The following is a 24,322-nucleotide window of genomic DNA, read 5'->3' as shown; positions in this document are numbered from 1 at the left end:
GTCCGGCGGCCCCGGACGGCGGCGGGAGGACGAGCCCGGACGGGCGGCGAGGAGACGGGCCCGGACGGGCGGTCAGGACGGCGCGGCGAAGACCTGCGTCCACCACGGGCCGCCCGAGCCGGTCCGGACGCCGACGCCTATCTGCTTGAAGGAGCAGTTGAGGATGTTGGCGCGGTGACCCGGGCTGTTCATCCAGGACTCCATCACCGCCGCCGGATCCTTCTGGCCGCGCGCGATGTTCTCGCCCCAGGTGCTCCAGCGGTAGCCGGCCGCCTCGATGCGGTGGTCGGCGTGGTAGCCCTCGGGGCTGGCGTGGTCGAAGAAGTTCCGGTCGGCCATGTCGTCGCTGTGCACCTGGGCGGCGGCGGTCAGCCGGGCGTCGACGGTGAGCGGTCCGCAGCCGGCCTGCGAGCGCTGGACGTTGACCAGGTCCACCACCTGCTGGGCGAAGGAGCCGTTGGACGAGCCGCCGGGCTTGGTGGTGGCGCTCGGACGCGGGGCGGTCGCGGAGGGCTTGGCACCGACGGCCGCGGTCGCGGTCGGGGTGGCAGGGGCGTCGGCGGTGGCGGGGGCCGACGCCGGAGCGCTCGGCCGCTGCGGGTCGGTGGCCCCGCCGGTGGCGGGCGCGGCGCCGGCGGGTGCCGTGCTCGCGGCCGGGGTGTGCGGCGCGGCGGAGGCGGTACCGGGCCCGCCGGAAGCGGCTCGGCCCGGGGTGGTGGCCGCCGGGGCGGCAGACGTCACGGGGCTCGTGGGTGAGGTCCCGGCCGTCGGGGCCTGGTCGGTCGCGACCGGGGCCGCCTCCGGGGCGGCGGCGCCCGCCCCGGGTACCTGGATGCCGTTCCGGTCGCCGGCCTCCGCGGCGACCAGGGGCTCGTGGGCAACGGCCCGGACGGCGGTGTCGGTCCCCTCCTCGCCCCGGTACACCGCGTACCCGGCTCCGGTCAGTGCGGCGATCACGCCCGTCCCGGCCACGGTCGCGACCACGGCCACCACCGGTCCGACCCCGCCGCGGCGGCGCCGTCGGCCGTGGCCGCTTCGCCGTTCCGCCGCGCGCCGCGCGGAACGCCCGCCGGGGCCGGGACGCCCGGTCGCGGGGAGGATGGTGGTCCGGTCTTCGCTGTTCACCTGCGCACGCTTCCTGTGTTCGGGTCCGTCGGGTCCGGCGGGAGGGTCCGCCGGACGGGTGCCGACACAGGGGAGACCGCCTGCGGATCACCGAATAACGGAAAAGTGCGAACTGATTTCCGAACAGGACGGCGGAACAGCAGGACGGCGCGGGACGGGGTGACGCAGCGGCGCAGCGCCGTCAGGCGTCGGCCGGGGGCATGTCGTAGGTGACGAACCGGGTGCGCGTGGCGACCTGGTCGTACTTGCTGCGGGCGCGGTAGTTGTCCTCCGAGGTGATCCAGCGGACGGCGTTCCAGCCGCGCTCGGCGGCGATCTCGCGCAGCCGGGCGAGCAGCAGGTCGACCGCCCCGCCGCCCCGCGCCCCGGGGGCGACGAACAGGTCGTCGAGGAAGCCGGCGACCGCGCCGTGCAGCGGACGCACGAAGGGCCGGTAGTGGGCGAGACCGACCGGGGTGCCGTCGGCGTCGCGGACCAGCAGGCCGTCCAGCTCGTGGGCCGGGTCGGTGAGCCACGACCAGACCAACTCGGCCTTCTCGTCGGGGATCGGCACCCCGTAGAAGGCGCAGTAGCCGCGGAACAGCTCGCGCCAGGCGGCGAAGTCGGCGTCGGCCGGCGCGTCGACGCTCCAGTGGGTGGCAGCAGCCGGGTCAGTGACGTCCGGCTCGGTGGCGGTGGTGTCCGAGGTCATGCGGGGCTCCCCTGGGTGGGTGGGTGGCGGGTGGGCTGGGATGCGCGCCAGCATGACGGCCCGTCCGCTCGGGCACCGATCGACAGCGTGGCCAAGTGCGCCGCACCGCCACGCCAATCCGTCGGCTGGACCGGCCGCGGCCGACCCGACGGTGGGCGGCCGCGGCCGCCCCTGCCTCCCGCCGCCCGCCGCGCGTCGGCGGTCCGGATCGCCGATCCTGGACCCCCGGCCCGCGATGCCCCCGCCCCGGGACCCCGCCCTCCCGAGGAGGCCCGCGATGCTGCTCCGCCGCCTGGCCCTGACCTCCCGCGCCGTGGCGGCCGAGCCCGGCCGCCGGGCCAAGACCGGGCTGCTCGCCGACTGCCTGCGCGCGCTCGGCCCGGACGAGGCACCGTCGGCGGTCGCGCTGCTGTCCGGCGAGTCGCAGCGGCTGCGCACCGGCCTCGGCCCCGCCGCCCTGCGCGACCTCCCGCCACCCGCCGCCGAACCCGGGCTGGGCGTGCGGGAGACGGAACGGGCGCTGGAGGCGATCGCCGCCGTGCACGGCGCGGGCGCCCGCGCGGAGCGGCACCGTCTGCTGACCGGGCTGTTCGAGCGGGCCACCGACGCGGAGCAGGCGTTCCTGCGCGCCGTCCTGCTCGGCGATCTGCGCCAGGGGGCGCTGGACGCGGTGGTCGCGGACGCCCTCGCGCAGGCCGCCGGGGTCCCGGCGGCGGCGGTGCGCCGGGCGCTGATGTTCCGCGGCTCGGCCCGGGCGGTCGCCGAGGCCGCGCTGACCGGCGGGCGGCCGGCGCTGGACGCGTTCCGCCTGGAGGTCGGCCGGCCGGTGCGGCCGATGCTGGCAGCCTCGGCGCCGGACGTCGGTGCGGCGCTGGAGCGGTTCGCCGGGCCGGTGGCACTGGAGTGGAAGCTGGACGGCATCCGGGTGCAGGTGCACCGGGACGGGCGGAACGTCGGCGTCTTCACCCGGTCGCTGGACGACATCACCGCCAGGGTGCCCGAAGTGGTGGAGGCCGCGCTGGCGCTGCCGGTGCGCGCGGCGGTGCTGGACGGCGAGGCCCTCGCACTCGGACCGGACGGCCGGCCGCGGCCCTTCCAGGAGACCGCCGCCCGCACCGCGGCCCGCCGGGACCCGGAGCGGCTGCGCGCCGAGGTCCCGCTCGGCGCGTACTTCTTCGACCTGCTGCACCGGGACGGCGAGGACCTGGTGGACCACCCGGGGCGGGAGCGCTGGGCCGCGCTCGCCGGGGCGGTCCCGGCCGGGCTGCGGGTGGCGCACACCGAGACCGGGGACCCCGCCGGGGCGCTCGCCTTCTTCGAGCAGGCCCTCGCGCACGGCCACGAAGGGGTGCTGGTGAAGGACCCGGCGGCCGGCTACCGGGCCGGGCGGCGCGGCGCCGGCTGGGTCAAGGTCAAACCGCGGCACACCCTGGACCTGGTGGTCCTGGCCGCCGAGTGGGGCAGCGGACGGCGCCGGGGCTTCCTCAGCAATCTGCACCTGGGCGCGCGGGCGGGCGGCGAGCCGGGGCTGGGCCCGTGGGTGATGCTCGGCAAGACCTTCAAAGGGCTCACCGACGAGACGCTCGCCTGGCAGACCGGGGAGCTGCTGGCCCGCGAGGTCGAGCGGGACGCCTGGACCGTCCGGGTACGGCCCGAGCTGGTCGTCGAGATCGCCTTCGACGGCGTCCAGCGCAGCCCGCGCTACCCGGCGGGGCTGGCGCTGCGGTTCGCCCGGGTGGTGCGCTACCGGGGCGACAAGAGCGCGGCGGAGGCCGACACCGTCGCCACCGTCCGGGAGATCGCCGCCGCGGAGGGCCTCGGCTGAGCGCCGCCCGGACCCATCGGCACTTACCCGGAACAACCAACTGATGGCAGATCAAACTCCGTTTTTGGCAAACCAGTTCACGACCGGAGGCATATCGGCCATTCTCCGCGAAGTGGCCGTCCACTCTTCGTGTGCGACGGGAGCCGGGGTTAGCTTGGCCGTGACAGCGGAGGGCGACCCGGCCCGGGCGCGCCCGGTGCCACACCACGGAGAGGTGTCCGACATGCAGGTGAACGTCGACCGGGACCGCTGCTGCAGCTCCGGCCAGTGCGTCATGACGGCGCCCGAGGTCTTCGAACAGGACGAGCGGGACGGCCTGGTGAACCTCCGCCTGGCCGCCGTGCCCGCCGCGCTCCTCGCCGACGTGCGCCTCGCCGCCGACCTCTGCCCCGGCGGTGCGATCAGCGTCACCGAGACCGACACCCGCACCGAGACCGACACCCGCACCGACGGGCCCGGCACCACCGACTGACGACCACCGCCCGGGCCCCGCCGCCCTCCCGCCGTCTCCCACCGCCTGCCACGGCTCTCACCCGTCACGCGAGGAGACCACCTTGAGCATGTCCACCGTCCCCGTCACCCCGATCCCCGCCCGGCGCGACACGGCCTGCCCGTTCGCGCCGCCGCCCGCGTACACCGAGGCCGCGAGCACCGGCCCGGTCAGCCGCGCGGAACTCCCCGACGGCAGCCCCTGCTGGCTGGTGACGGGCTACCAGGAGGTCCGCACGGTGCTCTCGGACCACCGGTTCAGCTCCGACGCCCGGCGGCCCGCGTTCCCGTTCCTGAGCGAGGGGCGGCGCGCGCTGGTCGCCGCCAACCCGTCCTTCCTGCGCCTCGACGACCCCGAGCACGCCCGGCTGCGCCGCATGGTCACCGGCGACTTCCTGGTCAAGCGGGTGGAGGAGATGCGCCCCGACGTCCAGCAGATCGTGGACGAGGCGCTCGACCGGATGACGGCCGGGGGCGGCCCGGCCGACCTGGTCTCCGAGTTCGCGCTGCCGGTGCCCTCGCTGGTGATCTGTCTGCTGCTCGGCGTCCCGTACGAGGACCGGGAGGCGTTCCAGGAGAACAGCCGGCTGCTGCTCGCCACCGACGCCGACGACCGGGACATCGCCCGGGCGCAGGGCAATCTGCTGGACTACCTGACCCGGCTCGCCGAGCGGAAGCGCTCCGAGCCCGGCGAGGACATCGTGAGCCGGCTGGCGGCGCGCGACGACCTCACCCTGCGGGAGGTCGCGTCGACGGGGGTGCTGCTGCTGGTCGCCGGGCACGAGACCACCGCCAACATGATCGCGCTCTCCACCGCGCTGCTGCTGCGCCGCCCCGAGCAGGCCGCCCGGCTCGCCGACCCGGCGGCGGTGCCCGGCGCGGTCGAGGAGCTGCTGCGGCTGCTCACCATCGTGCACACCGGGGTGCCGCGGCTGGCGCTGGAGGACGTCGAGCTGGGCGGCACCCTGATCCGTGCCGGGGACGGGGTGATGGCGATGCTGTCGACGGCCAACCGGGACGACGCCCTGTTCGGCACCGAGGGCCGGCTGGGCGTCGACGAGGTCGACCTCGGCCGAGAGTCGCGCCGGCACCTCGCCTTCGGCTTCGGGGTGCACCAGTGCCTGGGGCAGCCGCTGGCCCGGGCGGAGCTGCAGATCGCGCTGGCCACGCTGTTCCGGCGGCTGCCGGGGCTGCGCCTGGCGGTGCCGGAGGAGGCGCTGGAGTTCCGCGCGGAGGCGCTGATCTACGGGCTGAGGTCGCTGCCGGTCACCTGGTGACACCGGGTGGCGCCTGAACCGGGTCTCAGCCGGGCGGGGGTCGGCACCCGCCCGGTTGGCCCTCGCCGGGGTGCGGAGGCAGGCTGGAGGTGCGAAACAGCGAACCGGCCCGGCGGCCGCCCGGCACCACGGTGTGCCGAGGCGGGTCCGGTCGCCCCGGCCGGCCGAGGAGACGGAGCCCGCGATGACCGACATGAGCGCACGCTCCGAGGTGAGCACGGACCGGGACGAGGACGTCCGCGCGGCCGACCCCGAGGAGGGCATCACCTCGATGCAGAACCAGCACGCACAGGACACCTCGCAGGCGGAGGGCGAGCCCCAGGAGGAGCCGAGGGCGGGCTCCTGACCCGCTCCGACCGCTTCGACACACCAGTTGCCACAAGGCCGCCCGAGTCCCGGGCGGCCTTCGCGACCGCCGGTGTCGCTGCCCGAGCGGCGGCGGACCGGCGAGGGAGGATGGGCGCATGACCGAACAGCAGCAGGGCACGGCGGGACAGGGCCCGGCGGGCGGGACGGGCGGGACGGCGGGGCGGGCGGCGCCTCCGCTGGATCCCCGGTCCTCGTGGGCCACCTGGACCACCCAGTCGATCATCAGCGGGCCCGGCGGGGTCACCACCGTCGAGGTCGGCCCGATCTCGGGCGACCTCACCGTGCACACCACCTGGGTGGACGGCGAGGCGCAGCTCACCGTGCAGTACACCGGCGCGCTGGACTGGTACTCGGTGGCGGGCAGTCCGGTGCCGGCGGCCGACGAGAACACGGCGCGGGCCGTCCACCAGGCGATGGTGAACGCCGTCAAGGCGGGGCGCGGCGCGGCGGCCCCGCGGACACCGGCCGGCTGACCCGGCCCTTCCCGGCACCACCCGGCCCGACACCGCCCGACACCGCCCGGCACCGTCCGACACCGCCCGGCCCGGCTCCGCACGGTGTCCCCGGGCGGTGCCGGGCCGCCGCGGGTGCCCCGGTCAGTCGCCGCGTTGCGGCTTCGGGGCGGGGGCCGCGGCCACCCAGTACCCCGGGTCGGCCGGCGGGCGCCCGCGCAGGTCCTTGCGGACCTCGCGGGCCACCTTGCGGGTGTCGCGCAGGTTGACCGTGGCGCCGATGCCCGCGCCGACCAGCAGCGGGGTCAGCGACGGCAGGCGGCGCAGCGAGCTGCGGGTGAGCCGGCGGCGCACCTGCTGGCGCACCTCGCTGCCGAGCGCCATCGCGGTCAGACCGGCCGGTTTGGCGAGCAGCGTGGAATCGATGCCGCGCCGGTTGGCCCAGGCGCCGACGTAGGCGCCGGCCCGCTGGGTGGCGGTCCCCTGGACGGGAGAGCCGTAGACCTCGTGCAGTTCGGCGATCAGCTTGATCTCGACGGCCGCGACGGCGATGGTCTCGGCGGCGATCTCCACCGGCATCGCGGGCGGCACCGGGAGCATCGCGGCGGCGCCCACACCGGCGCCGAGCGCACTGGAGGCCCGGCTCGCTCCGGTGATCAGCAGGTCGGCGAGCTTCTCGGGGTCGGTGGCGCCGGGGTGCTGGGCGCGCAGCGTGGCGAGGGTGCGGACCGGGATGCGCGGGGCGGTCTGGAGCAGCTGCTCGGTGAGGGCGCGGCCGCCGTACGCGGCGCCCTTGGCGGCGGCCCGGCTCCCGGTGCCGAGCCGGCGGGCGATGGCGGAGACCAGCCGGGCGCCGCGCCGTCGGCCGCGCTCGACGACCGCCCGGTACTCGGCGAGCCCGCCGGGGCCGCCCTCGGCGGGCTCGCCGGGTGCGGGGCGTTCGAGTTCCTCGACCAGGCCCGCCAGCTCGTCGGCGACGCGGTCGGGGGTGGGCTCGGGCTGTGCGGGCCGTCCCGGCTTCCTGAAGATTGCCATGGTGTGGCGGTACCCGGCGGGGTGCGGCGATACGCCCCGGGGGTGTCCCGGTCCTGCGACAGGACGACGACGGCCGCGTTCCGACGGCCGCGTGCTGACGGCCCGGGCCGTCAGCCGGCGCCGGGTCCCCGGTCGGAACCGGGCCGGTTCACTCGGTGATCTCCACGCCCCGCCAGAACGCCACCCGGCCGCGGATGTGCTCGGCCGCCGGATCGGGGTCGGCGTAGTACCAGGCCGCGTCCGGGTTGGTCGCGCCGTCGACGTGCAGCGAGTAGTACTCGGCGGTGCCCTTCCAGCCGCAGACGGTGGTGGTGTCCGACGGGCGCAGGTACTCGGTGCGCACGGAGTCGGCCGGAAAGTAGTGGTTGCCCTCGACGACGACGGTGTCCTCGCTCTCGGCGACGACGGTGCCCTGCCAGCGTGCTGTGGTCATGTCCGGAGTCTGCCCCACGGGAACGGCGGTGTCACCGGGGCGGGACACCGTGGCGGGACCGGGGCGGGACCGGGGCGGGACCGGGGCGGGACCGGGGCGGGACCGGGGCGCAGCCGCGGCGGGCGTCAGGGCAGCGCCTGGGCGTGCACCGGACAGTGCGGTGTCTGGTGGCCGCCGGTGGCGAGCATCCGGACCTCCCCCGCGTCGCTGATCTCGGCCCGCACGATGCCGCTGGGGTCCTCGTACACCGGGTGACCGCCGGGCCCGGTGGCGCTGGTGCGGGCGACCACGACGACGTCCTGCGGGGCCTGGGTGCCGGGGGTGCCCGGGAAGGTGAGTGCGTAACGGGTGACGGGACTCATCACCGACCTCCTGGTGCCTGTTCGACCCGGCCGCTAGGCGGCGGCCCTGGCCGGACGGGCGGAGGCGCCGCGGACCTCCAGCTCCGCGAGCAGCTGGGCGGTGGCCTCCGTGACGGCGTCCACGGCCCGGTCGAAGGCCTCGCGGTTGTGCGCGGCCGGCGCCCGGAAACCGGACACCTTCCGCACGTACTGGAGCGCGGCCGCGCGGTAGTCCTCCGCCGTGGCGTCGGGCGTCACGGGTGGTCTCAGCGTCTTGATACTGCGGCACATGACCCCAGTCTCCCGCGCGGACGTCCGGGAGGCGACCCCCGTCCGTCACCGGACCGTCCACCGCCCCACACGGGCACGTCATCCGGTCGCACAGGAATCCGGATTAGGATTTCGGCCGGACAATCCCGACTCCTCCCGTTTCCCTCCCGGAGTACCCCCTTGCCTCTCGCGCTGGTCGCCCTGGCCGTCACCGCGTTCGCCATCGGAACCACCGAGTTCGCCGCCATGGGGCTGCTCCCCCAGGTCGCGGACGGCCTGGACGTCTCGATCCCGCAGGCCGGCTGGCTGATCTCGGCGTACGCGCTCGGCGTGGTGATCGGGGCGCCGCTGCTCACCGCGCTCGCCGCCGGACGGCCGCGCAAGGCGGTGCTGGTCGCGCTGGCCGCCTTCTTCGCCTTCGGGAACCTGCTCTGCGCGCTCGCCCCCGACTTCTGGACGCTGGCCGCCGCCCGGCTGGTCAGCGGGCTGCCGCACGGGGCGTTCTTCGGCGCCGGGGCGGTGGCGGCGGCCGAGCTGGTGGCCCCGGACCGGCGGGCCCGGGCGGTCGCGGTGATGTTCTCCGGGCTGACCCTCGCCAACGTGGTCGGGGTGCCCGCCGCGACGCTGCTCGGCCAGCACCTGGGGTGGCGGGCGACCATGCTGGTGGTGGTCGCGATCGGCGCGGCCGGGGCGGTGGCGATCGCCCGGCTCGTCCCGGAGCTGCCCTCCCCCGCGCAGGCGGGCCTGCGGCACGAGCTGGGCGCGTTCCGCAGCGGGCAGCTCTGGCTGGCGCTGGCCACCGTGGTCTTCGGCTGCGGCGGCTTCTTCGCCTGCTACTCCTACATCACCCCGCTGCTCACCGAGGTCTCCGGGTACGCGACCGGCTCGGTGACCCTGGTGCTGGCGCTGTTCGGGGTGGGGATGACGATCGGCAACCTGCTCGGCGGGTACGCGGCCGACCGCGCGCTGCGACCGACCGTGTGCGCCGCGTTCCTGCTGCTCGCCGCCGTGCTGGCGCTGTTCGCGGTGACCGCCCGCACCGAGTGGTCGGCGGCGGTGACGGTGGTGCTGGTCGGGCTGTTCGGGTTCGCGATCGTACCGGCGGTGCAGACGCTGGTGATGCGCGAGGCGCACGGCGCTCCGACGCTGGCCTCGGCGACCGTGCAGGGCGCGTTCAACCTGGCGAACGCCCAGGGCGCGTTCTTCGGCGGGCTGGCGCTGGACGCGGGGCTGGGCTGGACCTCGCCGCCGCTGGTCGGCTCGGGCCTGGCGGCCTCGGGCGCGGTGATCGCGGTGACCGCCTGGGCCGCCGACCGGCGGCGGCGCGGGCGGACGCCGACGGTCGTGGTCGCCGCCGGACGTGGGAGCGGCGCGGGCGGCGCGGGCGGTGCCGCGGCCCGGGTGCCCGGGCCCGCGCCGGCCGCGGAGAAGCGGGTCGGCGCGGGCCGCTGAGGCACTGGCTCAGGCGGAGGCGGCCGGCGGCAGCGGGCGCAGCCCACGATGGCCGTCGGCGAGCAGCAGGTAGCCCTCCGCGTTGAACTTGATGCCGGCCCGCTCCTCCTCGGTCAGCTCGCGGCGGACCTTGGCCGGCACCCCGGCGACCAGCGAGCCGGGCGGGACCTCCATGCCCTGCGGCACCACGGCGCCGGCCGCGACCAGCGAGCCCGCGCCGATCCGGGCGCCGTTGAGCACGGTGGCGTTCATCCCGACCAGCACGTCGTCCTCGATCACGCAGCCGTGCAGCACGGCGTTGTGGCCGACCGAGACCCGCTCCCCCATCACCAGCGGGAAGCCCAGGTCGGCGTGCAGGGTGCAGTTGTCCTGGACGTTGCTGCCCGCGCCGACCGTGATCGCCTCGGCGTCCCCGCGCAGCACCGCGCCGTACCAGACGCTCGCCCCCGCGCCGACCGTCACGCTGCCCACCACGACCGCGTTCGGTGCGACGAAGGCGCCCGGGTCGACGGCGGGCACCCGGCCCCCGACTTCGGCGATCAGCTGCTCTGCCATCTCTCGTCCTCCTCGTGACGACGGCCCATCAGGTGCGGGCCATGATGGCATCCCCGCCCGGCCGGTCCGGGAGCCGGGTCGCCCCGGTCAGCCGGTGCAGGTCGCCGCGTCGACCAGCTTCCCGTAGGCCTCCCCGGTGGCCCGGGGCAGCTGCTCGCCGTCGGCGTTGATCGCGACCGCGAACTGCCGGCGGAGGTCGGCGGTGGAGAAGACGGCGGTGAGGTAGCCGTGGATGCTTCCGGTGTGGCCCCAGAGCGTGCCGCCGCAGGGCGTGGTCGCCCGCTCCAGGCCGAGGCCGTACCTCCCGTCGCTCTGCGGGGCGACCGTCGTCATCTCCGCGAGCTGCGGCCGGGGCAGCAGGCGCCCCCCGAGCAGGGCCGTGATGAAGGTGTTGAGGTCGGCGGTGGTGGAGATCCCGGCGCCGGCCGCGTCCGCCATGCTCGGGTCCAGCCGCGTGACGTCCGTGGGACCACCGGGGTGCGCGAGGTAGCCGTGCGCGTGCGGACCGGCGATGGCCGTCTCGTGGACGGGCATCGAGGTGCCGGTCAGGCCCAGCGGACGGATGATCCGGCGCTCCACCTCCTGCTGCCAGCTGCGGCCGGTGGCCCGCTGGACGATCTGCCCGACCACGACGTAGTTGGTGTTGGAGTAGTGGAACTCCTGGCCGGGCGCGAAGTACGGCGGGTGGGCGTTGGCCAGGGCGATCAGCTGCTGCGGCGTCCAGCGGGTCCAGCGGCCGGTGTCCAGCCACTCCTGGACCTTGACGGGGTCCTTCCCGGGGCCGAGGGCCGGATCGTCGGCGAAGTCGAACAGCCCGCTGGTGTGGTTGAGCAGCTGGCGCAGGGTGATGTTCGCACCGTTCGGCACCGCGCCCGGCAGCAGCTTCTCCACCGGATCGTCCAGGCCGAGCCGACCCTCCGCGACCAGCTGGAGCACGACGGTGGAGACGAAGCTCTTGGTCAGGCTGCCGATCCGGAACCGGCCGTCCGGGGAGGCCGGGGCGCCGGTGGTGATGTCGGCGGTACCGGCGGCGCCCTTCCACAGGGTGCGGCCGTACTCGCCGACCCGGGCGAGCGAGGCGGTCACGCCGTCCCCCGCGAGCATGCCGCGCACCGAGGCCTCCAGGGCCCTGGCGTCGACGCCCGTCCGCGGGCCACGGCCGGCGGCGTCCACCGCCGTGTCCCGGGGACCGGTCAGCGCCACCACCGCGGTCGGCGCCGCCGTGCCGAGGGCGCCGGCCGTCGGGGCCGCCGCACCCACCAGACCCGCACCCGCAAGCGCGAGTGCCACGACGCGCACCGCCGTCCCGCGCCGGCGTTCCGCTGCCGCTCGGGACCGCCCCCGCGCCGCCCCCGGGTCCGCTCCGTCCCAGCGCCCCGTCCCACCCATGAACCCTCCCCTGCCCATCGCCACCCGATTCCGCCAATGCCCCCGCCAGTCACCAGAACTGACATATTGACAGACATTTCCGAAAGGTCGTCGGCCCACCGTCCTTACCGGCTGCGACTCGGCTACGACCCTCGCACGGCGGCCGCCCCTCGGATAGGCCTCCGGGCAGGGGATGCCCCGAGGCCCGCCCGGGGGTGCCCCGGAGACCCGTCCCGGAGTGCCCCCGGCCCTGGGGGTACTCCGGGGCGGGCCGGCGGTCCGGGGTCAGTCCCGGCCGAGTGGGGCCGGGGTGTCGCAGGTCGCGGCGGCGACCAGCTTCTCGAAGGCCTTCCTGGTGGGCAGCGGGGTCGAGAGGCCGCTGCCGTTCATCGACACCGAGAGCTGGCGGCGCAGGTCGGCGGTGCTGTACAGGAAGGTGCTGAAGCCGGGGATGCCGCCGGTGTGACCCCAGAGCTCACCGCAGTCGGTGGTGGTCCGCTCCAGGCCCAGGCCGTACCCGCCCTGGCTCTGCGGGGTGACCGTCATCATCTCCGCGAGCTGCGGCCGGGGCAGCAGCCGTCCGCCGAGCAGGGCGGTGATGAAGGTGTTGAGGTCGGCGGTGGTGGAGATCCCGGCTCCCGACGCGCCCGCCATGCTCGGGTCCAGTTCGGTGACGTCCACGCGGCCGTCGGGCAGGTCGAAGTAGCCGTGCGCGTGCGGGCCGGGGACGGCCGTCTCGTGGTCGGGCATGGAGGTGGCGGTCAGGCCCAGCGGACGGATGACGCGGCGCTCGACCTCCTGCTGCCAGGTGCGGCCGGTGGCCCGCTGGATGATCTGCCCGGCCAGGATGTAGTCGGTGTTGGAGTAGTGGTAGCCCTGGCCGGGCGGGAAGTACGCCGGGTGGTTGTTGGCCAGCGTGATGAGCTGCTCCGGTGTCCAGCGGGTGTAGCGACCGTTCGCCAGCCACCGTTCGAGGGCACCGGGTGCTCCCGGGTCGAAGGCCTGGTCCTCGGTGTAGTCGAACAGCCCGCTGGTGTGGTTGAGCAGCTGGCGCAGGGTGATGTTCGCACCGTTCGGCACCGCGCCCGGAAGCAGCTTCTCCACCGGATCGTCCAGGCCGAGCCGACCCTCCGCGACCAGCTGGAGCACGACGGTGGAGACGAAGGTCTTGGTCACGCTGCCGATCCGGAACCGGCCGGTGGCCGAGGCCGGGGCGCCGGTGGCGTAGTCGGCGGTACCGGCGGCGCCCTTCCACAGGGTGCGGCCGTGCTCGCCGACCCGGGCGAGCGAGGCCGAGGCGCCGCCGGAGTCGACGATGGCGCGCACCGCCGCGTCCAGGGCCCTCGGGTCGACGCCCTTGCGCGGCCCCCGCGCACCGGTGTCCGGCGTCGCGCCGTCCTGAGTGCCGGTCACCGTCACCACCCCGACCGGCCCCGCCGCGCCGAGGGCGCCGGCCGCCGGGGCCGTCACCCCGACCAGGCCCGCGCCGGCGAGCGCGAGCGCCACCAGGCGCGCGGCCGGGCGGCGGCGACGCCCCGCGCCCCCGCGACCGCCCGGATCCGTTCCGCCCCTGCGTTCCGCCATGTCCGTCCACCTTCCCGTGTCCATGCCGACGGGTGCGTTCAACACCCCTGTGCATCTCGGCACTTGACACGGTGCCAGGCGGTGGCGGACCAGGTCGTCAGCCCACGGTCCAGACCGGCTCCGACCCTGGACTTACCTGGGAACGGTGGGCCGCTCCCCCTCAAGGATGGGCCACCCCCCGAAACCGCTCGGGGGCGCCGACGGCCGGGCCGCCGGCGCCCCCACGTCGGGCGGACAGGCGATCAGGCGATCAGGCGACCGGGGCCTTGACCCGCAGCACCTCGATGAACGCCCGCAGCCACGCCGGGTGGTCGGGCCAGGCGCGGGCCGAGACCACCACGCCGTCCACCACCGCCTCGCCGTCCACGTAGGTCGCGCCCGCCGCCTTCACGTCCGGCTCCAGGGCCGGGTAGGCGGCACTGGTCCGCCCGCCGAGCACCCCGGCGGCGGCGGACACCAGCGGGCCGTGGCAGATCTGCGCGACCGGCTTCTCGCCCTCGAAGAAGTGCCGGACGATCCGCTGCACCTCGGGGTCGTTGCGCAGGTACTCCGGGGCACGTCCGCCCGGGATGACCAGGGCCACGTAGTCGGCCGGGTCGACGTCGGCGAACGCCACGTCGGCGGGCCAGGTGTAGCCCGGCTTCTCGGTGTAGGTGTCGAACCCCTCGACGAAGTCGTGCACCACGAACTGGAGCCGCTTCTTCGCCGGCGCCGCGATGTCGACCTGGTAGCCCTCCTCGCGCAGCCGCTGGTACGGGTAGAACACCTCCAGCGACTCCGCGGCGTCCCCGGTGACGAGCAGGATCTTCGATGCCATCGTCGACATCCCTCCGAAGTGATCGGTCCTCGAACAGTGGAGCAGTGGTACGGCCCCCGACCGGCGGGCACCGGTGCGGGACCGCACCAACCTCCCGCACCCGCCCCACCCGCGCAACGGGGCGCACCGGTCAGCCGCCACCCCGCACGCGCCCCCGCACGCCCCCCGTCGGCGGCGCGCGCCCCCATCGGGGCACACGCCTAGACTCCGTGCTGCCCCATGACCGCGACAGCCCCGGAGGGAGTCCGCACCGATGTCGGACCGCACCACCTATCTCGTCCTGCCCGGCTACCAGAACTCCGGCCCGGCCCACTGGCAGAGCCACTGGGAGGCGGCCGACCCGGCGGTGTTCGTCCGGGTCCGGCAGGAGGACTGGGACCACCCGGAGCCGGAGGCCTGGGTGGGTCGGGTGGACGCGGCGGTCGCCGAGGCGGCGGCCGACGGGCCGGTGGTCCTGGTGGCGCACAGCCTGGGCTGTGTGACGGTGGCCCGCTGGGCGGCCACCGCGCCGGCCGGACGGACGGCGGCCGTGCGCGGCGCGCTGCTGGTCGCGCCCGCCGACGTCGACCACGCGGACGTGCCCGAGCTGTCCGGCTTCCGCCCGGTGGCGCTGTCCCGGCTGCCGTTCCCGGCCACCGTGGTGTGCAGCACCGACGACCCGTGGGTCACCCCGGAGCGGGCCCGGCGGTTCGCCGAGGCCTGGGGTGCGCGCTACGTCGAGACCGGCGCCTTCGGGCACCTCAACTCCGACTCCGGGCTGGGCGACTGGCCGCTGGGCCGGGAACTGCTCGCCGCCCTCTGAGCGGACGGGCGGCACGGCGCGAAGGCTCGGGGCCCAGGACTCGGGGCCCGCGTCCATCCCAGGTTCCGGGGATGGGATCGCGTCCACCTCCCGGGCCAGAATCAAACGCAGTGGTCCGCCCACCCCGGACCGGAGGCCGGCCGCGGTGCGTGACCGCGGCCGGCCTCCCACGTTCCCCGAGGCGGCGGGGCCCCGAGCCGGCAGGGCCCGGACGACGGGTACGGGGCCCGGACGGTGGGTGCGGGAACTTCTCCCGCAGTTCGCCCGACGGCCACCCGGCGGGGAACCACTGCTCCTAGTCTGCGGGCGGCACTCACACCGCGACGCCATCAGCGCGAGCTAGGAGCATCCATGACGTACCGTCCGTCCGACGGCAGCACCCCGGCGCAGTCCACCGACACCACCGCCTCCTCCCGCCGGTCCTTCCTGCGGGTCACCGGTGCGGCCGGGCTCGGCGCCGCGGCCCTCGCGGCCGGCGCCGGCGAGGCCTTCGCCACCCCCGCCGCCGACGAGCCGGGCGACGAGCAGTACGGTGCCGCCGACGAGCGCGGCGCCGCCCGCCCGACCGGTACCCCCTCGCCGGTGCGCACCGGCACCGGCCTGGACCGCCTGCCGCACCCGCTGATCATCGGTCACCGCGGCGCCCCCGGCTACCGTCCCGAGCACACCCTCGGCTCGTACGACCTGGCGCTGCGGCTGGGCGCGGACGTCATCGAGCCGGACCTCGTCCCCACCAAGGACGGCCACCTGGTGGTCCGCCACGAGAACAACATCGCGGAGACCACGGACGTCGCGGACCACAAGGAGTTCGCGGACCGCCGCACCACCAGGACGATCGACGGCGCCGCCCAGACCGGCTGGTTCACCGAGGACTTCACGCTCGCCGAGCTGCGCACCCTGCGCGCCAAGGAGCGCCTGCCGCAGCAGCGCCAGCGCAACACGCTCTACGACGGCCGCTGGGCCGTGCCGACCTTCCGCGAGGTGGCCGACTTCGCCCGCAAGCGCGGCCGTGAGCTCGGCCGGGACGTCTGGGTCTACCCCGAGACCAAGCACCCCAGCTACTTCCGCTCGATCGGCCTGCCGCTGGAGGAGCGCCTCGCCGACGAGCTGCGCCGCACCGGCCTGGCCGGGCGCAACGGCCGGGCGATCCTGCAGTCCTTCGAGCCGAGCAGCCTGCAGCGCCTCGCCAAGCTGGTCGACAACCCGAAGATCTTCCTGCTCAGCGGCCCGACCAGCCAGCCGTACGACTTCGTGCTGTCCGGCGACAAGCGCACCGTCGCCGACCTGGTGAAGCCCGAGGGCCTGCGCTGGATCTCCTCCTTCGCGCACGGCATCGGCCCGACCACCACCCTGATCGCGCCCGTCGACGCGACCGGCAAGCTGCTGCCGCCGACCACCCTGGTCAAGGACGCGCACGCGGCGGGCCTGCTGCTGCACCCCTACACGGTGCGCAACGAGAACTCCTTCCTGCCGCTGGACTACCGCCGGGGCACCGACCCCAACGCCTACGGCGACTCGATCGGCTGGGCGAAGTACCTCTACGAGCTCGGCGTGGACGGCTTCTTCACCGACCAGACGGACAGCACCGTGCTGGCCCGCCAGGACTTCTGGGCGGCCAAGGGCGTGCACTGACGCCAGGCTCCGCCCACGACCGCGCCCCGGAACGTCCGTCGACGTTCCGGGGCGCGCGGTGTCGTGCCGACGCGGCGGCTCAGCCGTCCTGGTGCTGCTGCTCGGGCTGCGCGGGCTCGCCCTGCTGCTCGTCCGGCTGCTGCGGCTGCGGCTGCTGGGTCGGCTGCGTGGGCTTGGGGCTGGGGTTGCGCGGCGCCCGGCTGGTCGGCTGGGGGCGTCCGGGCCAGGACGGCCAGTCGGTCGCGGAGCCGCCGGGCCAGCTGCTGCCCGGGCTCGCCGAGGGATCGCGCTTGGGCGCCGGATTGGGGATGTAGACGGTCTTGAACTCCTGCTCCGGCATGCCCCGGACGGCGTCGTTCATCGCCATCTGCCAGATCGGTCCGGGGCCGGTGGCGCCGAAGACCTCGTCGAACCACTTGCCGCCGATCCGGATGTTCTTCATCTTCACCCCGCCGGCCGGGCCGCCCAGCCAGACCGAGGTGGCGAGGTTGGCGGTGTAGCCGCTGAACCAGGCGGACTTCTTCTCGTCGGAGGTGCCGGTCTTGCCGGCGATCTGGCGGTCGTCGTCCAGGCCGAGGTCGCGCGCGGTGCCGCCCTTCTCGGTCACCCCGAGCAGCACGGTGTTGATGATGTCGGCGGTGCCCTCGGAGAACACCCGCTCGCACTTGGCGGGGCTGACCGCGACGTCCTTGCCGTCGATCGTCTTGATGGCACTGATCGCGACCGGCGTGCAGTAGGTGCCGCGGTTGGCGAAGGTCGCGTAGACGTTGGCCATGACCAGCGGGCTCACCTCCTGGGTGCCCAGGCCCAGGGCGGGCAGCTCCTCCAGCGGCTTGCCGCTCGCCTTGGTGAGCACGCCGAGCTTGTTGGCCATCTGCTTGACCGCGCAGAGGCCGATCTCCTGCTCCATCTGCACGAAGTAGGTGTTGACCGAGAGCGCCATCGCCTCCTTGAGCTCGTACGGGCCGACCTCGCTCGTGGACTCGTTGGGGATGGTGCCGCTCTTCTTGCCCTTGTCCAGGTTCTTCCAGGTGCCGTCGCAGGTGCTCATCGTCGGCCAGTCCATCTTGTTCGGCGAGTCGTAGGCCTGGGTGGAGGTGAGCCCGGCCTCCAGGCCGGCGGCGGCCACGATCGGCTTGAAGTTGGAGCCCGGCTGGAAGCCGTTGCCGCCGCCCATCGCCGCGTCCACGTTGTAGTTGACGACCGTCTGGTTCTTCGACGGGTCGATGCCGTACGGGCGGGTCTGGGCCATCGCCAGGATCTTGCCGCTGCCCGGCTCCACCATGGTCATCGCCGCCGACACCTCGTCGGTGACCTTGACCTTCGAGGTCACCGCCTTGAGCGCGGCCGCCTGCTTCGCCGGGTCGAGGGTGGTGTGGATGTACAGGCCGCCCATGTCCCAGAGCTTCTTGCGCTCGGCGGCGGTCTTGCCGAAGACCGGGTCCTGCTTGATCACGTGCTTGACGTAGTCGCAGAAGAAGCCCATGCCCGCGTCGGCGGTGATGCAGCCGTTCTGCGGTGCCTGGTAGTGCAGCACGATCGGCCCGGACTTGGCCTCCTTGGCCTGCTCCGCGGTGAGGTGCTTGTTCTCCACCATCTTGTCGATCACGACGTCACGGCGCTTGCGCGAGGCCTCGGGGTGGGCCTTGGGGTCGAACTGGGAGGGGTTCTGCACCAGGCCGGCGAGGGTGGCCGCCTCGGCGACGGAGAGGTCCTTGGTGTTCTTGCCGAAGTACCGCTGGGCCGCCGCCTGGATCCCGTACGCCTGCTGGCCGTAGTAGGTGATGTTCAGGTAGTTGGTGAGGATCTGCTCCTTGGTGAGCTCCTCCTCCAGCTTGATGGCGTACTTGAGCTCCTGCACCTTGCGGCCCAGGGTCTTGCGCTGGGCCTCCCGGACCGCCACCTGGTCGTCGCCGGCCTTCTCCACGTTGACGTTCTTCACGTACTGCTGCGTCAGGGTGGAGGCGCCCTGCAGGGCGGTGCCGCTCTCCGCGTTCTTGGTGATGGCCCGCAGGACGCCCTTGAGGTCGACGGCGCCGTGCTCGTAGAAACGCGCGTCCTCGATGTCCACCTGGGCCTGGCGTATCAGCGGGCCCATCTCCTCCGCGGTGATCACCCGGCGGTCGCGCTCGTAGACCTTGGCTATCTGCTGGCCCTTGGCGTCGAATATCCAGCTGGCCTGGGTCAGTGGCGGGGCCTTCAGGTCGTCAGGGATGGTGTCGAACTCCTCCACGGTGCCCTTCATGCCGAGCCCGAGCGCGCCGGCGGCCGGCAGCGCGATGCCCGCCAGCAGCACGCCCGCGAGGGTGCTGTAGCCGAGGAACTTCACGCCGTGGCCGAGGAGGCCGAGCGGGGTCTCCCGGCGCCGGGGGCGCGGCACCCAGGTGTCGAGGGGCTCCGGGGAGGGCGTGCGGCGGCTTCTCCGTGACATAGTCGGAACATTACGTCCACGAAAACCGCCCGTGGGGCCGGTGTTGGCCAAGCTTTGTCACAAATCGGCGACAGATCGGCGTTGTTGGGCGTGGCATGACCACCGGACCGGGGTCCGGCCCGGTGCGGGCGGGGTCGTTCGCCGACGTCCGACCATCGCCGGCGGACCGGACCGTTCGGCCCCTTCCGGCCCCGTCCGGCCCGTTCGGGCAGCGCGGGCGGGCCGCGCCGGGGTCAGCCGTCGCGCTTCTTTCGGCGCAGTCCGAACACCGCGCCCGCCACCGCGAGCAGGAACGCCACCCCGAGCACCTGGTCCCCGGTGCCGGCCTCGGAGGACCCGCCGTCGGCCGAGGAGGACGGGGAGCCCGCCGAGGCGCCCTCCGACGGCGGCGCGGCCGCCCCGGACGACGGCGCCGAGCGGTCCGCGGCCGCCGCGGTCGGGGTGGGCGTGGCGCTCGGCAGCGGCTTGACCGTGTCCGGGAGCTGGTCGTCGTCCAGCGGGGAGCGCCAGACCGGGCTGTCCTTGCCCTCGCTGCCGTAGAGCAGCGCCCGGCCGTCGGCACTGAAGGTGACCGACTCGCCCTGGCGCTGGAAGGGCGTGGACAGCGGCTCGTCACCGCTCGGCGCGCCGTCCTTCCACCGGTAGAGGGTGGCCGAGAAGTAGCCGCGCAGCACCAGCCGGGTGCCGTCCGGCGAGAAGGCGCCGTCGGTGATCCACGGGACGTCGGCGATCCGCCGGAAGGTGTTGACGCCGCTCGCCGAGAGCTGCTCGGGGCCCTGGTAGAGGCCGCCGCCGCCCTGCTTCTTGCTCGCGATGTAGGCGCGGCCGGTCACCGGGTGGACCATCAGCGCCTCGGCGTCGCGCGGGCCGTCCTCGTAGCGGACCCGGTAGCGGGTCACCTGCACGGTCTGGTCGCGGAGTTCGGCGGGCTCGGCGAAGGCGTAGATCCAGACCTCGGGCCACTTGCCGCCGAGGTTGTCGCCGATGTCGCCGACGTAGAGCCGGCCGTCCGGGCCGAGCGAGATCGCCTCGACGTCGCGCGGCTCGATGCCGCGCAGGGTGACGGTGGCGACGGTGCGGCCCTGGGAGTCGACGGCGTAGACGTACGGGCCGTCGTCGCTGTCGTTGTGCGTCCAGTAGACGCCGGGGTGCTGCCGGCTGGCCGCGAGGCCGCTGGACTCGGTGATCCGCGGGTCGCCGATGGTGAACGCCTGGCCGCCCGGGTCGGCCGCGCGGGCCGGCGCGGCGCCGAGCGTGGCGGTGGCGGCGACCGCGGCGGTCGCGCAGGCGGCGGCCAGCAGGGCGGCGGGGAGCCTCGTCGTTCGCGTCCTCAGCACCGGTCGATCCTCCCACGGCCCCGGCGGCGGAACCGGCCCGGCCTTTTTCGTCAGCTTGACGAAAATGGCGGGCGGCCAATATCGTCATCACGACGATAAGGAGCTGCTCATGGCCGACATCACCAAGCGCTTCGGGCTGCGCCACCTGCGCGCCCGGCCCACCGCCCACATCCGCCACGTCCGGCGCGGCCGCCTCGCCCACGACGGCACCGGACTCGCCTTCTGGTTCCGCCCGCTCACCGCCGCGCTCTCCGAGGTCCCGGTCGACGACCGCGAGCTGGCCATGCTCTTCCACGCCCGCACCGCCGACTTCCAGGACGTCACCGTCCAGGGCACCCTCACCTACCGGATCACCGACCCCGCCACCGCCGCCGCCCGCGTCGACTTCGGCATCGACCCCCACACCGGCGCCTGGCGCTCCGCCCCGCTCGACCAGCTCGCCACCCTGCTCACCGAGACCGCCCAGCAGCACGCGCTCGGCCTGCTCGCCCGCACCCCGCTGGCCGCCGCGCTGGCCGACGGCGTCACCGCCGTCCGCGAGCGGATGGCCGCCGGGCTCGCCGCCGAGGCCCGGCTGGCCGAGACCGGGCTCGCCGTGATCGCCGTCCGGGTGGTCGCGCTGCGCCCCGAGCCGGAGGTGGAGCGCGCGCTGCGCACCCCCGCCCGCGAACTGGTCCAGCAGGAGGCCGACCGGGCCACCTTCGAACGGCGCGCCGTCGCCGTCGAGCACGAGCGCGGCATCGCGGAGAACGAGCTCGCCAACCGGATCGAACTCGCCCGGCGCGAGGAGCAGCTGATCACCCAGCAGGGCGCCAACAGCCGGCTGCAGGCCGAGGACGAGTCCGCCGCCGACCGGATCCGTACCGACGCCGAGGCGCAGCGCCGCACCCGGCTGGCCGGTGCCGAGGCCGACGCGGCCCGCGCCCTGGGCGAGGCCAAGGCCGCCGCCGAGGCCGCCTGGCTGGCCGCCCACCAGCAGGCCGACCCGGCCGTGCTGCGGGCTCTCGCGCTGATGCGGCTCGCCGAGCACCTGCCGCGGATCGACAGCCTCACGCTCACCCCGGACGTGCTCACCGGTCTGCTCGCCAGGCTCGGTGCGACGGGCGCCGAGGGGGCCGGGCGGTGACGCTCGCGCCCCGGGTGGTCCTGGTGCACCGCCGCACCGAGTACCAGGAACTGCTCGCCCATCACGGCACGCCCGGCCAGGCGGCGTACTTCCTGAGCAGCCGGGACCGGTCGGTGGAGGAGATCGAGCTGCGCCACCGGCGTCAGGAGCTGGCGCTCGCCGAGGCGGCCGGCGCGGTGCCGCTGGACTGGCGGCGCACCCGGGTCGAGCGCGCCGACCTGCCGCGGTTCCTGTTCGAGCCGCAGGACGTGGTGGTCGTGGTCGGCCAGGACGGGCTGGTCGCCAACGTCGCCAAGTACCTGGCCGGGCAGCCGGTGATCGGCGTGGACGCGGAGCCCGGACGCAACCCGGGCGTGCTGGTCCGGCACCGCGCGCCCGACCTGGCCCGGCTGCTGCCGGCCGCCGTCGGCCCGGGCGCCGAGCGGCGCACCGAGGAGCGGACCATGGTGGAGGCGGTGGCCGACGACACCCAGCGGCTGCTCGCGCTCAACGAGGTGTACGTCGGCCAGCCCGGCCACCAGACGGCCCGCTACCGGCTGGCGGTCGAGGAGCGGCCGGGCGGGGCCGACGAGGGCGAGCCGCAGGCCTCGTCCGGCGTGCTGGTGGGCACCGGGACGGGCGGAACCGGCTGGTGCCGCTCGGTCTGGCTGGAGCGCGGCGGCCCGCTCCCCCTGCCGGAGCCGGGCGCCCCGGCGCTCGCCTGGTTCGTGCGCGAGGCCTGGCCCTCCCCCGCCACCGGCACCGCGCGGGTGTACGGCCTGCTCGACGCGGGCCGGCGGCTGGTCCTGACGGTGGAGTCGGACCGGCTGGTGGCCTTCGGCGACGGGGTCGAGGCCGACGCGCTGGAGCTGGCCCGGGGCCAGAGCGTCCGGGTGGGCGTGGCCGCCACCCGGCTCCGGCTGCTGGGGTGAGCCCGTCGCGCGCGGGATGTGCCCCCGCACCGGGCGCCGTTCAGGAGGTCGCGGCGAGGTCGGCCGCCGCATCGGCGGTGTCCGGGTGGCCGGGGCCGAGCACCCTCGTGCGGGCCGCCACGACGGACGCCAGGAGTGCGCCGGCCTCCGCCGACCGGCCCTGGGAACGGAGCGCCAGCGCAAGGTGGTGACGGGTGCGCAGGGTGTCGGGGTGATCGGCCTCCAGGACCCGCTCGCGGATGTCCAGGACCGCACGGTGCTCGGACTCCGCCTCGACCGCCCGTCCCATCTCCCGGAGCGCGACGGCGTGGTTGTCCCTGCTGAACAGCGTGAACGCGTCGTCCGGGCCGCGAACCTCGGTCAGCAGCCCCAGGACCGCCCGGTGTTCGGCCTCCGCCTCCTCGACCCGGCCGAGGTCGCGCAGCACGTTGGCGAGGTTGTCGCGGACGATCAGGGTGTCCGGGTGGGTGGGTCCGAGCGTGTCGGTGCGGGCGGAGGCCACCGCCCGGTGCTCGGCCAGGGCCTCGGGCAGCCGGCCGAGCCGCCGCAGGGCGCGCGCGGCGTTGTTGCGGCTGTTCAACGCCTCCGGCCCCGGCGCGGCGGCGGCCCGCCGCCAGCCCACGACGGCCAGTTCGTACCGTCCCTGGGCGTAGGCGGTGGCGGCGGCCCGTTCGGCGTCGACGGGATCTGCGCCGGTCACGATGAGCCTCACCACGGGCTCGGGCACGAGATCGGCCGGACCGGCGGCGCGCTGGGTGACGTCCAGCAGGTAGTCGAACACCCCCACCCGGTCCCCGGACTGCTGGAGCAGCGCGGTGGTCGCCCGGCGTGGCCGCGTCGCCCACTTCCACGCCTCGTCCGGAGGTTCCGGCCGCAGCCGGTCGCCGCCGGACCGCTCCAGGTAGTACGTGTGCGCCGCCTCGACGAGCGCGCGGGGCATCGACGCCGAATGCCCCGCGCGCCGGATGTCCACGGCCGCCGTCACCAGCGCCGCGGCCCGGGGGTGTCCGGGAGCGTGGGCGCTGGTGTTCGGGCTCCACCCGTCCTGCCAGAGCCGCAGCAGTTCGGGGCCGGCTGCGAGGTACTCGGCGAGACCGTACCCGCCGCCCAGGGTGAGCGCACTCTCGATTCGGCGGTCCCAGGCGCGGAGCCGGGCCCGGTCGGTCTCGGCGGCACTGAACAACCGGGGCAGGTAGACACGGTGGGCCTGGCGGACCACCTCCGCGGCCTGTTTCGGGACGCCGCGGTCGTCGTCCTCGCCGGCCAGCAGGGCTTCCTCGGCCGTGCGCAGGGTGGCCAGGACGACGCGGTGGTGACCGCCCTCGCCGAAGAGCCGCCCGAGGTCCTCGCGTCTCAACCCGCCGGTACCCAGGTAGCCCTCCAGGTCGTTCAGCCACAGGACGCAGCGGCGCTCCCGGGCGGCCACTGCCACGATCGCCGGCAGGGCCTCGCGGTCCTTCGGCGCGAGCAGCAGGTGGTCGCCGAGCGTGGCCCGCATCGCCTCCCACGCCGACCGGGACTTGCCGGCCGTCGAGTCCCCCACCAGCAGGACGAAGCCGCCGCGGGCCAGCGACTCGCGCAGTTCCCCGTCGGCGTCGCGGGGCACGTAGGCGGGGACCCGGTCGATCGCCCCCTCCTCGGGCTGGAGGGCGAGCGCCGGATGGACGCCGAGCAGGACCGGGTCGGCCACCTCGCGGACCCGCAGCAGTGAACCGTCGGCGCGGACCAGGGCGCCGTTGAGGACCCGGGCGCGGTCGTCGTCGGCCGCTTTGAAGGTCTGCCGGTACCGCTCCTGCCACAGCCCCAGCACCGCCACCGCACCGGCGGCCACGGCGCTCAGTGCCGCCACCGTCCACGGCCGGGTGATCCCGAGGGCGAGGACCACCGTCGGCGTCGCCGTCAGGGCGCCCAGGCACACCACGATCACCATCAGCCGCCCGTGCCGCCGTTCCCGCATGCCTCCTGTTCTGCACGGCGCGTCGCGGGCCAAACCTCCCCGG

The 24,322-nt window shown here is 75.2% G+C and carries 23 protein-coding genes; 10 read left to right on the top strand and 13 right to left on the bottom strand.

Features of this window, described 5'->3' with window-relative positions:
• Positions 1–72: 72 nt before the first annotated feature.
• Both ACFU9E_RS28990 and ACFU9E_RS28985 read right to left on the bottom strand, forming a co-directional pair.
• Complete coding sequence (locus tag ACFU9E_RS28990; RefSeq protein WP_380715468.1) at positions 73–1,125, bottom strand: CAP domain-containing protein; 1,053 nt, start codon at positions 1,123–1,125, stop codon at positions 73–75.
• Between the two features lie 181 nt (positions 1,126–1,306).
• Positions 1,307–1,816, bottom strand: coding sequence for a GNAT family N-acetyltransferase (locus ACFU9E_RS28985; protein WP_380690410.1), 510 nt, complete (start codon positions 1,814–1,816; stop codon positions 1,307–1,309).
• Positions 1,817–2,093: 277 nt separating this feature from the next.
• Here ACFU9E_RS28985 and ACFU9E_RS28980 point away from each other — a divergent pair, with 277 nt between their 5' ends.
• From ACFU9E_RS28980 to ACFU9E_RS28960, 5 genes are all read left to right on the top strand, one after another.
• Complete coding sequence (locus ACFU9E_RS28980; RefSeq protein ID WP_380684881.1) at positions 2,094–3,641, top strand: ATP-dependent DNA ligase; 1,548 nt, start codon at positions 2,094–2,096, stop codon at positions 3,639–3,641.
• 223 nt (positions 3,642–3,864) lie between these two features.
• Complete coding sequence (locus ACFU9E_RS28975) at positions 3,865–4,113, top strand: ferredoxin (protein WP_380684882.1); 249 nt, start codon at positions 3,865–3,867, stop codon at positions 4,111–4,113.
• Positions 4,114–4,201: 88 nt separating this feature from the next.
• Positions 4,202–5,407 carry a cytochrome P450 gene (locus ACFU9E_RS28970; protein ID WP_380684892.1) on the top strand — a complete coding sequence of 402 codons (1,206 nt, stop codon included), beginning with the start codon at positions 4,202–4,204 and terminating at the stop codon, positions 5,405–5,407.
• Positions 5,408–5,591: 184 nt separating this feature from the next.
• Positions 5,592–5,753: a hypothetical protein gene (locus ACFU9E_RS28965; protein WP_355361438.1), complete on the top strand. Its 162-nt coding sequence runs from the start codon at positions 5,592–5,594 to the stop codon at positions 5,751–5,753.
• Between the two features lie 199 nt (positions 5,754–5,952).
• Positions 5,953–6,249, top strand: a complete 297-nt coding sequence (locus ACFU9E_RS28960) for a hypothetical protein (protein ID WP_380684893.1) — start codon at positions 5,953–5,955, stop codon at positions 6,247–6,249.
• A gap of 123 nt (positions 6,250–6,372) precedes the next feature.
• On the opposite strand, the gene ACFU9E_RS28955 is transcribed toward ACFU9E_RS28960, so the two are convergent.
• The 4 genes from ACFU9E_RS28955 to ACFU9E_RS28940 form a co-directional block, all read right to left on the bottom strand.
• The gene (locus ACFU9E_RS28955; protein WP_380715466.1) at positions 6,373–7,263 is read right to left on the bottom strand and encodes a hypothetical protein; all 891 of its coding nucleotides are present in this window, start codon (positions 7,261–7,263) and stop codon (positions 6,373–6,375) included.
• A gap of 148 nt (positions 7,264–7,411) precedes the next feature.
• Complete coding sequence (locus tag ACFU9E_RS28950; RefSeq protein WP_380684884.1) at positions 7,412–7,696, bottom strand: DUF427 domain-containing protein; 285 nt, start codon at positions 7,694–7,696, stop codon at positions 7,412–7,414.
• Positions 7,697–7,821: 125 nt separating this feature from the next.
• Positions 7,822–8,058 (bottom strand): DUF6296 family protein, encoded by a 237-nt coding sequence (locus ACFU9E_RS28945; protein WP_380684885.1) that lies wholly within the window; start codon positions 8,056–8,058, stop codon positions 7,822–7,824.
• A 33-nt stretch (positions 8,059–8,091) separates the two neighbouring features.
• Positions 8,092–8,328, bottom strand: coding sequence for a DUF2277 domain-containing protein (locus ACFU9E_RS28940; RefSeq protein WP_380684886.1), 237 nt, complete (start codon positions 8,326–8,328; stop codon positions 8,092–8,094).
• A 159-nt stretch (positions 8,329–8,487) separates the two neighbouring features.
• On the opposite strand from ACFU9E_RS28940, the gene ACFU9E_RS28935 reads away from it, so the two are divergent.
• On the top strand, positions 8,488–9,759 hold the full coding sequence (locus ACFU9E_RS28935; protein ID WP_380684887.1) for an MFS transporter: 1,272 nt from the start codon (positions 8,488–8,490) through the stop codon (positions 9,757–9,759).
• Positions 9,760–9,768: 9 nt separating this feature from the next.
• Here the strand turns inward: ACFU9E_RS28935 and ACFU9E_RS28930 are convergent, their stop codons facing one another.
• The 4 genes from ACFU9E_RS28930 to ACFU9E_RS28915 form a co-directional block, all read right to left on the bottom strand.
• On the bottom strand, positions 9,769–10,314 hold the full coding sequence (locus tag ACFU9E_RS28930) for a gamma carbonic anhydrase family protein (RefSeq protein ID WP_380684888.1): 546 nt from the start codon (positions 10,312–10,314) through the stop codon (positions 9,769–9,771).
• Between the two features lie 87 nt (positions 10,315–10,401).
• Positions 10,402–11,604, bottom strand: coding sequence for a serine hydrolase domain-containing protein (locus tag ACFU9E_RS28925; protein WP_380684889.1), 1,203 nt, complete (start codon positions 11,602–11,604; stop codon positions 10,402–10,404).
• A 363-nt stretch (positions 11,605–11,967) separates the two neighbouring features.
• A complete protein-coding gene (locus ACFU9E_RS28920) occupies positions 11,968–13,266 on the bottom strand; it encodes a serine hydrolase domain-containing protein (RefSeq protein ID WP_380684890.1) in 1,299 nt (432 codons plus the stop codon).
• A gap of 250 nt (positions 13,267–13,516) precedes the next feature.
• A complete protein-coding gene (locus ACFU9E_RS28915; protein WP_355361459.1) occupies positions 13,517–14,083 on the bottom strand; it encodes a DJ-1/PfpI family protein in 567 nt (188 codons plus the stop codon).
• A gap of 253 nt (positions 14,084–14,336) precedes the next feature.
• On the opposite strand from ACFU9E_RS28915, the gene ACFU9E_RS28910 reads away from it, so the two are divergent.
• Both ACFU9E_RS28910 and ACFU9E_RS28905 read left to right on the top strand, forming a co-directional pair.
• A complete protein-coding gene (locus ACFU9E_RS28910; RefSeq protein WP_380690278.1) occupies positions 14,337–14,885 on the top strand; it encodes an RBBP9/YdeN family alpha/beta hydrolase in 549 nt (182 codons plus the stop codon).
• A 351-nt stretch (positions 14,886–15,236) separates the two neighbouring features.
• The gene (locus ACFU9E_RS28905) at positions 15,237–16,517 is read left to right on the top strand and encodes a glycerophosphodiester phosphodiesterase (RefSeq protein ID WP_380690305.1); all 1,281 of its coding nucleotides are present in this window, start codon (positions 15,237–15,239) and stop codon (positions 16,515–16,517) included.
• Positions 16,518–16,596: 79 nt separating this feature from the next.
• Here the strand turns inward: ACFU9E_RS28905 and ACFU9E_RS28900 are convergent, their stop codons facing one another.
• Together ACFU9E_RS28900 and ACFU9E_RS28895 are read right to left on the bottom strand one after the other, a co-directional pair.
• Positions 16,597–18,948, bottom strand: a complete 2,352-nt coding sequence (locus tag ACFU9E_RS28900; protein WP_380683379.1) for a transglycosylase domain-containing protein — start codon at positions 18,946–18,948, stop codon at positions 16,597–16,599.
• A gap of 233 nt (positions 18,949–19,181) precedes the next feature.
• Positions 19,182–20,282 carry a hypothetical protein gene (locus tag ACFU9E_RS28895; RefSeq protein WP_380683380.1) on the bottom strand — a complete coding sequence of 367 codons (1,101 nt, stop codon included), beginning with the start codon at positions 20,280–20,282 and terminating at the stop codon, positions 19,182–19,184.
• Between the two features lie 112 nt (positions 20,283–20,394).
• Between ACFU9E_RS28895 and ACFU9E_RS28890 the strand changes: the two genes are divergently transcribed.
• Together ACFU9E_RS28890 and ACFU9E_RS28885 are read left to right on the top strand one after the other, a co-directional pair.
• Entirely contained in the window at positions 20,395–21,411 is a 1,017-nt protein-coding gene (locus ACFU9E_RS28890) for an SPFH domain-containing protein (protein WP_380683378.1), read from the top strand.
• Positions 21,408–22,322, top strand: coding sequence for a hypothetical protein (locus ACFU9E_RS28885; RefSeq protein ID WP_380683377.1), 915 nt, complete (start codon positions 21,408–21,410; stop codon positions 22,320–22,322). The genes ACFU9E_RS28890 and ACFU9E_RS28885 overlap by 4 nt, the downstream gene beginning before the upstream one ends.
• A 40-nt stretch (positions 22,323–22,362) precedes the next feature.
• On the opposite strand, the gene ACFU9E_RS28880 is transcribed toward ACFU9E_RS28885, so the two are convergent.
• Positions 22,363–24,279, bottom strand: coding sequence for a tetratricopeptide repeat protein (locus ACFU9E_RS28880; protein WP_380683376.1), 1,917 nt, complete (start codon positions 24,277–24,279; stop codon positions 22,363–22,365).
• Positions 24,280–24,322: the final 43 nt, after the last annotated feature.

Source organism: Kitasatospora sp. NPDC057595, from assembly GCF_042800875.1.
Lineage (GTDB): Bacteria > Actinomycetota > Actinomycetes > Streptomycetales > Streptomycetaceae > Kitasatospora.
The sequence above is the reverse complement of the archived record's forward strand: the minus strand, read 5'-3'. Positions and strand labels throughout refer to the sequence as shown.